The sequence below is a fragment of the Mesorhizobium sp. M5C.F.Ca.IN.020.29.1.1 genome (assembly GCF_003997375.1).
GTDB lineage: Bacteria > Pseudomonadota > Alphaproteobacteria > Rhizobiales > Rhizobiaceae > Mesorhizobium > Mesorhizobium wenxiniae.
This window is the reverse complement of sequence record NZ_RZSW01000777.1, coordinates 1-2,179: the sequence shown is the minus strand read 5'-3', so window position 1 is coordinate 2,179 and position 2,179 is coordinate 1. Positions and strand designations below refer to the sequence as shown.

The following is a 2,179-nucleotide window of genomic DNA, read 5'->3' as shown; positions in this document are numbered from 1 at the left end:
CAGTTTCTGCTCCGCCCATTTGATGGTTTCCGGATCGGCGCGCTCGCCGGCGAGGAACAGCGTGCGGAATTTCGACAGGTCGTATTTCGGGACGAATTCGCCCTTGGGATCCTGTCCCTTGATGGCGCGGAAGGCGGTCGGCGCGGTAAACAGCGCGACGACGCCATGCTCCGCGATCACCCGCCAGTAGGTGCCGGCGTCGGGCGTGCCGACCGGCTTGCCTTCGAACATGACGGTCGTGCAGCCATGCAGCAGCGGGCCGTAGACGATGTAGGAATGGCCGACCACCCAGCCGACATCGGAAGCCGCCCAGAACACCTCGCCCGGCTTGACGCCGAATTCGTTCTCCATCGACCATTTCAGCGCAACCATGTGGCCGCCATTGTCGCGCACGATGCCTTTGGGCTGGCCGGTCGTTCCGGACGTGTAGATGATGTAGAGCGGATCGGTGGCGAGCACTGGAACGCAGTCGACATTGGCGCCTGCGGCCCGCTCGCGGGCGACGGCGTCGGCATAGTCGATGTCGTGGTTTTCCTTGAGCTCGCAGCGCAGCTGGTCGCGCTGGAGGATGAGGCAGGCCTCGGGCTTGTGCCGCGACATCTCGATCGCCTTGTCGAGCAGCGGCTTGTAGGCGACGACGCGCCCGGGTTCCAGGCCGCAAGAGGCGGAAATGATCAGCTTCGGCCTGGCATCGTCGATGCGCGTGGCGAGCTCGTGCGAGGCAAAGCCGCCGAAGACGACCGAATGCACGGCGCCGATGCGGGCGCAGGCAAGCATGGCAAACGCCGCTTCCGGCACCATCGGCATATAGATGATGACCCGATCGCCTTTCTGGACGCCGCGGTTCTTCAGCACCGACGTCAGCGCGACCACCTCGCGTTTCAGTTCGGCATAGGTGAATTTCCTGATCGTGCCGGAAATCGCGCTGTCATGGATCAGCGCGATCTGATCGGCGCGGCCACCCGTCACGTGGCGGTCGACGGCGTTGAAGCAGGTGTTGCAGGAGGCGCCGCCAAACCAGCGCCCATAGACGCCGGCATTCGGATCGAAGACCGTGTCGAACGGTGTGAACCAGTCGATGGCTTTGGCCGCATTCGCCCAGAATTTTTCCGGGTCGCGTTTCCAGCCGTCATAGACCTCGTGGTAGCGTGACGCCATCCGGCTTCCTCCCCAGGAATGTCTGCTGTCTTTGAATAGCGTATGCTGTTTTTGCAAGCATATGCAATTTCGTCTTTTGGCGTTCTCGCCTTGGTCGCAAATACCCGGCACGATGGTCTCGGGTCATAATTGGGGTGTGGGGTCATAATTGGGGACAAGGCGCAATGAACTTGCGATGTAAGGTTGGATCTGCCGTATTGGCGGCGATGCTCTCGATGGTCGCTTCCGCCGCTCAGGCCGGCGATGCGGCGGCACGGCGCATTTATCGGCTTTTCGCCGGACGGTACCTACTTCGCCTTCGAACAGTACGGCACGCTCGACGCCGGTGCTTCGAATTCGGGCTGGTCGGAGATCGAAATCATCGACACCCGCACCGATGAGTTCGTCGGTGGTAAGCCGATCCGCATCGTCGACGAAACCGACGCTCACTCTCGATCAGGCGAGGGCACAGGCTGCCGCGCAGGCGGCGCCGATCCTCGCCCAATATGCCAGCGGCGCGCGGCGAGCGGACGGCCTTTGACAGGTTCAGCTTTCCGGACGACATGGTCGCTTACCAAGACATTGCGCGCCTCGACCAGGTCTCGCAGAAATGGCTTTCGCCGACCTATGACGAGCTCGGCATCTCGATCATCCAGCTCCACCAGATACTTGCCGACAGCACGATGGATTGCTCGTCGAGTTTCGACGAGCAGCAAGGGCGCCACGGCCGGCAAGGCGTTCGGTTTCCGCCTGACGCTGCAGGCACAGGATGGCAAGCCGTTCCAACTGCTGCATGAGGACAAGACCGTGCCCGCCTCGAGGAATTGCCCGACCTCCTACAGCCTGTCGGAATCCTATGCATTCACCCCGGACGGCAAACCGGCAGTGCTTGCCGTGCTCGTGCAACGCTTCAGCCAGGGATTTGAAGGACTGGACCGCCGCTTTATCGCCGTGACTGGCCAGCTGCGTTGAAAAACGCCTGCTTGCGCTCAAATATGGTTCTAAAGCGGCAGCGCCGCGAGCATGAGGCCGACACCGCCGG

The 2,179-nt window shown here is 62.2% G+C and carries 2 protein-coding genes; one reads left to right on the top strand and one right to left on the bottom strand.

Annotation, left to right across the window (positions count from 1 at the left end):
* A partial coding sequence (locus EOA85_RS33405; protein ID WP_164760068.1) for an AMP-binding protein occupies nt 1–1,158 on the bottom strand: 1,158 nt, incomplete at its 3' end.
* A gap of 243 nt (nt 1,159–1,401) precedes the next feature.
* Here EOA85_RS33405 and EOA85_RS33400 point away from each other — a divergent pair.
* Complete coding sequence (locus EOA85_RS33400; protein WP_127212553.1) at nt 1,402–2,109, top strand: DUF2259 domain-containing protein; 708 nt, start codon at nt 1,402–1,404, stop codon at nt 2,107–2,109.
* Nucleotides 2,110–2,179 lie beyond the last annotated feature (70 nt).

What these genes read in the sequence shown, in the direction of transcription:
- EOA85_RS33400 (WP_127212553.1), top strand. Translation starts at nt 1,402, where the DNA reads ATGCGGCGGCACGGCGCATTTATCGGCTTTTCGCCGGACGGTACCTAC.